This is a genomic window from Paraburkholderia ginsengisoli NBRC 100965 (genome assembly GCF_000739735.1).
GTDB classification, from domain to species: domain Bacteria; phylum Pseudomonadota; class Gammaproteobacteria; order Burkholderiales; family Burkholderiaceae; genus Paraburkholderia; species Paraburkholderia ginsengisoli.
Window position 1 is genome coordinate 1 of sequence record NZ_BBJF01000036.1, and the last position, 6,814, is coordinate 6,814.

Sequence of the window (6,814 nt, forward strand, 5' to 3'; positions counted from 1 at the left end):
GCCCGCGCAAAACACTGCATCTGACAGGCGCCAGGTTTGATCGTCCTGACCTTTTCTGAAAATCATCCGGTCCGGACTGGAGCATACTTGCGGGCCGCTCGCCGCACGATTGATGGCGATGCGGGGTTTGCCGAGAGGCCAATCTTCGATATTAAGGAAAGAGAAAATGAGCATCTTTGGTGACATCGTCAACAAGCTGTTCCACAAGGCCAAACCCGACGCAGCGGCACCCGCTGTCGAGCCGACTCCGGATCCGGCTGCGGCCCAGGCCGCTGCGCCCGATACCGCGTCGGCGCCGCCGCCCCTTGCTGATGTCGACGTCGCTGCCGTGATGGATCAACTGGTTGCGCAAAGCGGCCAGACGCTGAACTGGCGCACGTCGATTGTGGACACGATGAAGGCGCTGGGTGTCGACAGCAGCCTCGAGCATCGCAAGCAACTGGCGCAGGAGCTGAAGTATTCCGGCGACATGAACGACTCCGCAAGCATGAACATCTGGCTGCATAGCCAGGTGATGACGGCGCTCGCCGCCAACGGTGGCAAGCTGCCATCCGATCTGGCCGGCTGACCAGACGGGTTGTCCGGGCAACGGCAGGTTCGGGCGCGTGCGCAGGGCCTGCCGTTGCCCGAACTCTTAGGGCGCTGATCTTTCCGGGATACGTGCGAAAGCACGCCAGCGCGGTGGTCCCGCATCGATCAGCCGAACAGGCGGGGATCGAGTGAAAACGGTTCTTTGCCGATGCCGCGCACGTCTGTCATGTGGGGATTTATCGGGTTCAGCAGGAGATTGGTATTGTCACATTATTGATGGTTTAGCGAGTGAAGACGTTAAACCTCAGCATTCCTGACTTATGAGGCAAGACGATCCTGCAGTGAGCCGCTGGTCACGGTTTTCCACGCGTCAAAAGCCTGTGTGCGCGCCTGCCGCTTGTCTTGTGCATTCGCGCTGTAACGGCAGTGCATGAACAGGTTTGCCACCTGATCGTGGACCGACGTGAATCGTTGCAGGTGGCGCGCTGATTTAAAGCGGCGCATCACCTTCTCGCGCACCCGCGTTGGCTGATGCGAGTTCTCCGCCCGGTTGTTCAGCCCTTTGTGCTGCCGGTGTTCCACGTTCAGCCCCAGGTCCCTGTTGGCCGCGGCGTAGCTCCTGAGCTTATCGGCGATCAGTACACGCGGTGAGCGCCCGTGCTTCTTGAGCAGCTTTCGCATCAGCCGCCCGGCCGCATGCCTGTCACGCCGGCTTTGCACCAGTACATCAAGCACCGCGCCATGCTGGTCCACCGCGCGCCACAGCCAGTGCTTCTTGCCGTTGCTCGTGACCACCACCTCGTCGAGGTGCCACTTGTCACCTTTGGCCAGCGCGGTAGAGCGGATCCGCTGGGCGATACACAGGCCGAACTTCACCGACCAGCGTCGCACCGTCTCGTAGGTCAGCTCAATGCCACGGGCGGCCAGCAACTCCTCGACCATGCGCGGCAACATCAAGGCGCGCCAACGCATGGTCGCGCAATACGCGATCGCCGGGGGCGCGTGTAGGCTTGGTCATCGGCACCGACCAATGCGGCCGAATCGCTTATGGGATCTTCACAAAATACGGCGACGGCGGTGCGGATATCCTGCCTCTCGCCGGGCTCACCAAGCGACGCGTTCGGGCGACGGCACAAGCGCCTGGCGCGACGCCCCGGCTGACGTGCAAAGTACCGACGGCGGATCTGGAATCGCTCACGCCGCAAAAGCCGGACTAGGACAGCTACGGTATCAGTTACGAAAACATCGACGATTTTCTTGAAGGCAAGCCGGTCACCGACGAAGTGTTCACGACCATTCACCAATTTTATATGGCCACGCGTCATAAACGCAGCGTGCCCGTCTCGCTGGTCGCCTCGCAGTCGTGACCGGTGACAGCCGGCCGAGTGCCGCCCGGACCAAATCCTGTCCAGGCTCAAGCCGAAGTGGCCTGGCCTGTCGTCCGGTCATTTTGATCTATAGCCTTTACCGGCAATCCTGGTCGACCTTGAGTCCATGACTGGAAGGTATCCGCGCTGCTCGAAACCAGACAGTGCGGTCGCGACTCGCGGCCTCACGTTCAGATGACCGGCATCTGTCGGGCGCCGGGACCAACTTACGAAGCCGCGGTACGCCGCTCCAGCTCCGCTGCCGTGCGCTCCAGTTCCTGCACGATCATTGCCTCGTCGGGCAACAGCGTCTGGTATTCCGCCGCGAGAATCTTGTTCGGCAGGTTGTCCAGCGCGTAGTGTGCTTCGGCCGCACCTTTCTGGGCGCAAAGGATCAGACCGACAGGGGGATTCTCCCCCGGCTTCATCCAGTGCTCGCGCGCGTAGTTCAGATAGAGATGCATCTGCCCGGCGTCCGCATAGCTGAAGCGGCCGACCTTGAGATCGATGATGACCAGGCATTTCAGACGTCGATGAAAAAACACCAGATCGACCCTGAACCACGTGTCGTCGATTCTCAGGCGGCGCTGCCGGCCGACGAAAGCAAAGTCGTCGCCGAGTTCCAGCAGGAAATCCGCCAGATGCTGGATCAGCGCCTCCTCCAGATCCGACTCCGAGTACTCGTCCTTGATGTCGAGAAACTCGAGGACGAACGGGTCGCGAATCGCCTCCTCTGGCGTGAGGAGATCACCAGCCTGGACATCGGCGGCTTTCCTGAGCAGGGCCGCCTTGTTGCGCGACAGCGCCAGCCGCTCGTAGAGCTGGCTACCGATCTGGCGGTCCAGCTGGCGCACCGACCAGCCTTCGCGCAGTGCCTCTGTTTCATAGAAGGCGCGGGCGGCCGCCGTCTTCACTGAAAGCAGGCGCACATAAGCGGACCACGGCAGCGTGAAACGGGCCGCGAGCGCCATGTAATCGGGCGCCGTTGCCGTGGCGTCGACAACGTCTTTCGCCGGCAGCGATTTTCCGGACAGTGTCTGGACATTTTCGGGGGCCGCCGATTTTCCAGACACTGTCTGGAAAATCTCCGTCGCCGGCCAGGCGACATAGAAGGCGCGCATGCTGGCCAGATTCGCCTTGCCGAATCCGCGCCCGAAACGGCGCGTCAGGTCCTCCGCGAGCCGGGCGATCAGCGCCTGTCCGTAGCCGGCGCGCGCCTGCCCGCCCTGCTCGCTGGCGATGATCCGCCGCCCGATCTCCCAGTAGGCGGCGGTCATCACGGCATTGACGTTGCGGGCCGCCGTGCGTCGCGCCGATTCGACGACACTGACCACTTCCTTGTGCAGCCCGGCGTAGTCGCCGGGCGCGATCGCCACCTTCGTCATGACGCGTTCACGGCATCCTTGAACGCCTTGCCCGCCGTGAACTTGACGGTCTTCGCCGCGGGAATCTGGAGTTCGGCGCCGGTCGCCGGATTGCGGCCGACCCGTGCAGCGCGCGCACCCATGGAAAACGAGCCGAAGCCGATCAGCTGGACGGTATCGCCCTTCGTCACCGCGCCGGTGATCGCAGCGATCACCGCGTCGATCATCTCGCCGGTCGTGGCCTTGCTCTCCTCAGTTACCGCCGCGACCGCGTCCACCAGTTCCTGCTTGTTCATGGTCGATTCCTCGTTGTGGTTGGGGTGTCGCCACCCTACCCGATCGGCCTGCCTTCACGCAATCACGACCGGCGGCGGGCCGGTTCCGCAGTAACCGGATTACTCAACATCCACCGACTTCGCCACACGCCGTCAGGATCGGCCGGAAGCGCCGGGGCACGGCCGACCAGTCGCGACTTCGTCGCCCGTCACCGGCCGACGACCGGAAAGCGCCACGCAGCAAAATCGCCTCATCTGATAACTGGAGTCATCACGAACCGGCCATGACGCAACCGGTGGGGTGCCGGCAGGAACCCGCGCGCCAACCCGATGGGCGGCGAACCGTGCCGGCTCACCAGGCGCTCAGCGGCTCCCGGTCGGCCGGGCCGACAGCGTGCGCCGGTACTGATCGACCTCGAGCAGCAGATGGTCAATCCGCTCGCGTAGCTGGCCATTCTGCGCGCGCAGCGCGTCGGCCTCCCCGCTTGCCTGCAGCCGCACCGCATCGTTCTGCATCTTGAGAAACCGCTCGGTTCCGGCCAGCTGCGCGGCCGTCTGTGCGAGGGTTGTCGCGCCCACGCCGGCGCGTTCGATTGACGCATGCAGATCACCGAGCAGCCGGTTCACGTGTTCACCGGCCAGATCGCGCGCCGCATGCGCTTCCCCGAGTTCGCGGTGCAGTCGCGCGTTCTCCTGTTCAAGTCGCCGGATCCGCGCATGGGCGTCCTCCAGCGCCGCCTGCAGCAGGTCCTGCTGGCGGGCCGCGCCCACTCCGCCCACCTCATGCGCGGTGACCGTCCCGTGATCCATGGCCGGCCCATGCTGTGACGCGTACAAAGGCGCGAGCGCCTCGCGCACCGCGGGGGCGAGTGCCTGTCGCATCAGTTCGAGATCGACCAGCCGGCTGTCCCCACTGCCCGGCGGCGACATCGGCGCGAGCGCCTGCGCGCGCTGGATCGCCCGCTGCACCGTTGGGGCACTCGGATGACGCTGGACACCGACCTGCGGCGCGACATCGCGCAGCAGCCGGCTGTAGGTGGTCGCGCCAAACACGCGGCCGGTAATCGCCCGGACTTCCGCGATCAGTCCATCCAGAAAGCGCCCGTTGTCGAGCGGGAAATCCCGGTCGCTCGCCGCGATGCCCTTCATGATCGCGAGCAGCTGCGCGTCGCTCCATGCAATCCGGGGTCGGCCCATGTTCAGCTCCTGGTTCTGTCGCAGTAAGGGGTTCCGCTATGATGTGCGGAACGACATGAACGACATGAACGACATGAACGACATAAACGACTGAAAGCTCGATGAAGACGTTGAATCCGGCGGTGGCCCGAGTGCTCAAACGCCTGCATTATCCGCTCGACGTGATCTTGACTTGCGTGCGTTGGTACGTGGCCTATCCGCTGAGCCTACGGCACCTCGAAGATATGATGGCTGAGCGCGGCGTTTCGGTCGATCATTCGACTGTGCACCGCTGGGCCATCAAGCTGTTGCCGGTGCTGGAGAAAGCGTTTCGCCGCCGCAAGCGGCCGGTTGGCCAGAGCTGGCGGATGGACGAGACGTACATCCGCGTCAAGGGCGAATGGCGGTATCTTTACCGGGCCGTCGACAAGGACGGCAACACCGTCGACTTTCTGCTACGCGCCCATCGGGACAAGACTGCAGCCCGGCGTTACTTTGAGAAATCGATCGCCCAGAATGGCGCGCCCGAGACGGTGACCATCGACAAAAGCGGCGCCAATCTCGCCGCGCTCGAAGCGATCAATGCCGATCGTGAAACGCCCATCAAGATCCGCCAGTCAAAATACCTCAATAATCTGATCGAGCAGGACCATCGGGCGATCAAGCGACGAACGCGGCCCATGCTGGGATTCAAGACTTTTCGCTGTGCCCGGATCCTTTTGTGCGGCATTGAGATTATGCACATGATCGTTAAAGGGCAGATGAAGTGTGCTCGCGGAACTCATCCGTCCGCCGCCGATCAGTTCTACGAACTGGCAAAATAAGTAGTACTTTTCATATCGATCTCGTTCGCCTCTCGATCCTTACCGCGACAAAACCTACCAAAACTCGGGGTTCCATATCAGCGCGCCAAGTCCAAAGGAGGTTTTTCTCAGGCGGACGGCGTATGTGTTGATGCTGCTTAAGTCTGATCGACCCGAAGTTGTGGCAGCCCTTCCATCGAGGGTTGACGTCCAGACCGGTTCGAATCTGTTCAAGATCTTTGAACGTGAGTTTAAATCGTCCCAGTCACATCTTTCGAACTTCCTCACGGCATGTAGCCACGGAAACATCCGACTTGCGCTGGAGCTCTTTCGTGGTTTCGTGGTCTCCGGGTACACGAATGTTGGTGAGATGGCGCAAAGCGGCCGATGGAAAATTCAGATGCATCAGGTGCTGAAGCCGTTCATGATCCCGAATCGCTTTTTTTATAACGAACAGCTTAGCCGAATCCCGAACGTCTTCCAGATTAGATCAAAAACTCATGGATCGCACTTCACCGCACTGCGGATATTGTTCGAATTGCATAAGGGCCAAGACCGAAAAGCACCCCCGTTCAAGCCGGTCGCTCAACTGAAGGCTGGATTTGTTGAGACTTTTGGTATGGCGGAAGACTTCGACCTGAATTCAGATATGCTCTTGAAGTACGGTCTCGTAGAAGCTAACAACCGGTTAGATGTGTTCGACACGCGGGTAGATAGCATCAAGCTGACGCCTTACGGAGAGTTCGTGCTAACTGATCTCGCTCTCGCGTTCACGTACCTGGAGCTCGTGTGCGTTGATTGTGCTATTTCCGATGCGGAGAAATCCAATTCGATTGCACAACTCTCAGTCGATGAATATCGAATGCACGTCGAGCGGAATCGGCTCGAGCGGGTGCAACTTCGCATCGAGAAGACGGCCGCGTTCGTGGAATATCTCGAGCACGAAGAGGCGAGAGAAATTGAGTTGTTTAACATGCATGATCGGGCCAAAATAACCGCGAATTTGCGAGCGGCATTCGACACGGAACGTGTGCGCATTTTGAGCAGTGCTGTGAGGAATTCCTGAGCGAGAGATTAGCCCATATTCTCTGAGGTGAGCGTGACATGAGCTTCGATAGTATGGGTCCCGCACGATCTCGAGAGCCGGTAAAGCTCTGCGTTGCAGGGAGACTAAACTTAACTGAACAGAAGTTCAGTTTAATGCCGGGCGCTTGGAGGTGTCGGCTACGCTGAGTCAGCGTCTCTCCTACGGTCGCCGTACGCTGTCGGAGTTTTTGCCCTCCTCGTGCCCGACAGGG

Annotated in this window: 6 protein-coding genes and 2 pseudogenes; 4 read left to right on the top strand and 4 right to left on the bottom strand. The window is 61.0% G+C overall.

Features of this window, described 5'->3' with window-relative positions; all coding sequences use genetic code 11:
- Positions 1-166: 166 nt before the first annotated feature.
- Positions 167-568: a DUF3597 domain-containing protein gene (locus tag BGI01S_RS28665; RefSeq protein ID WP_042329799.1), complete on the top strand. Its 402-nt coding sequence runs from the start codon at positions 167-169 to the stop codon at positions 566-568.
- A gap of 281 nt (positions 569-849) precedes the next feature.
- Here the strand turns inward: BGI01S_RS28665 and BGI01S_RS28670 are convergent, their stop codons facing one another.
- On the bottom strand, positions 850-1,521 hold the full coding sequence (locus BGI01S_RS28670) for an IS6 family transposase (protein WP_042329804.1): 672 nt from the start codon (positions 1,519-1,521) through the stop codon (positions 850-852).
- Between BGI01S_RS28670 and nadE the strand changes: the two are divergent.
- Positions 1,478-1,898 (top strand): annotated as a pseudogene (gene nadE / locus BGI01S_RS28675) (NAD(+) synthase); the annotation flags it as partial. The gene BGI01S_RS28670 and the pseudogene nadE sit on opposite strands and share 44 nt — an antisense overlap.
- Positions 1,899-2,125: 227 nt before the next feature.
- Here the strand turns inward: nadE and BGI01S_RS28680 are convergent.
- The 3 genes and pseudogenes from BGI01S_RS28680 to BGI01S_RS28690 all read right to left on the bottom strand — a co-directional run bounded on the left by BGI01S_RS28680 (position 2,126) and on the right by BGI01S_RS28690 (position 4,734).
- Positions 2,126-3,283 carry a PDDEXK nuclease domain-containing protein gene (locus tag BGI01S_RS28680; protein WP_042329800.1) on the bottom strand — a complete coding sequence of 386 codons (1,158 nt, stop codon included), beginning with the start codon at positions 3,281-3,283 and terminating at the stop codon, positions 2,126-2,128.
- Positions 3,280-3,573: pseudogene (locus BGI01S_RS28685) on the bottom strand (HU family DNA-binding protein); the annotation flags it as partial. The gene BGI01S_RS28680 and the pseudogene BGI01S_RS28685, both read right to left, overlap by 4 nt.
- A gap of 327 nt (positions 3,574-3,900) precedes the next feature.
- Positions 3,901-4,734, bottom strand: coding sequence for a hypothetical protein (locus tag BGI01S_RS28690; RefSeq protein WP_042329802.1), 834 nt, complete (start codon positions 4,732-4,734; stop codon positions 3,901-3,903).
- Between the two features lie 101 nt (positions 4,735-4,835).
- On the opposite strand from BGI01S_RS28690, the gene BGI01S_RS28695 reads away from it, so the two are divergent.
- On the top strand, positions 4,836-5,537 hold the full coding sequence (locus tag BGI01S_RS28695) for an IS6 family transposase (RefSeq protein WP_042329803.1): 702 nt from the start codon (positions 4,836-4,838) through the stop codon (positions 5,535-5,537).
- A 124-nt stretch (positions 5,538-5,661) separates the two neighbouring features.
- Positions 5,662-6,582, top strand: coding sequence for a hypothetical protein (locus tag BGI01S_RS28700; RefSeq protein ID WP_157004300.1), 921 nt, complete (start codon positions 5,662-5,664; stop codon positions 6,580-6,582).
- The last annotated feature ends 232 nt before the right edge of the window (positions 6,583-6,814 follow it).

What these genes read in the sequence shown, in the direction of transcription:
- BGI01S_RS28665 (WP_042329799.1), top strand. Translation starts at nt 167, where the DNA reads ATGAGCATCTTTGGTGACATCGTCAACAAGCTGTTCCACAAGGCCAAA.
- BGI01S_RS28680 (WP_042329800.1), bottom strand. Translation starts at nt 3,283, where the DNA reads ATGACGAAGGTGGCGATCGCGCCCGGCGACTACGCCGGGCTGCACAAG.
- BGI01S_RS28690 (WP_042329802.1), bottom strand. Translation starts at nt 4,734, where the DNA reads ATGGGCCGACCCCGGATTGCATGGAGCGACGCGCAGCTGCTCGCGATC.
- BGI01S_RS28695 (WP_042329803.1), top strand. Translation starts at nt 4,836, where the DNA reads ATGAAGACGTTGAATCCGGCGGTGGCCCGAGTGCTCAAACGCCTGCAT.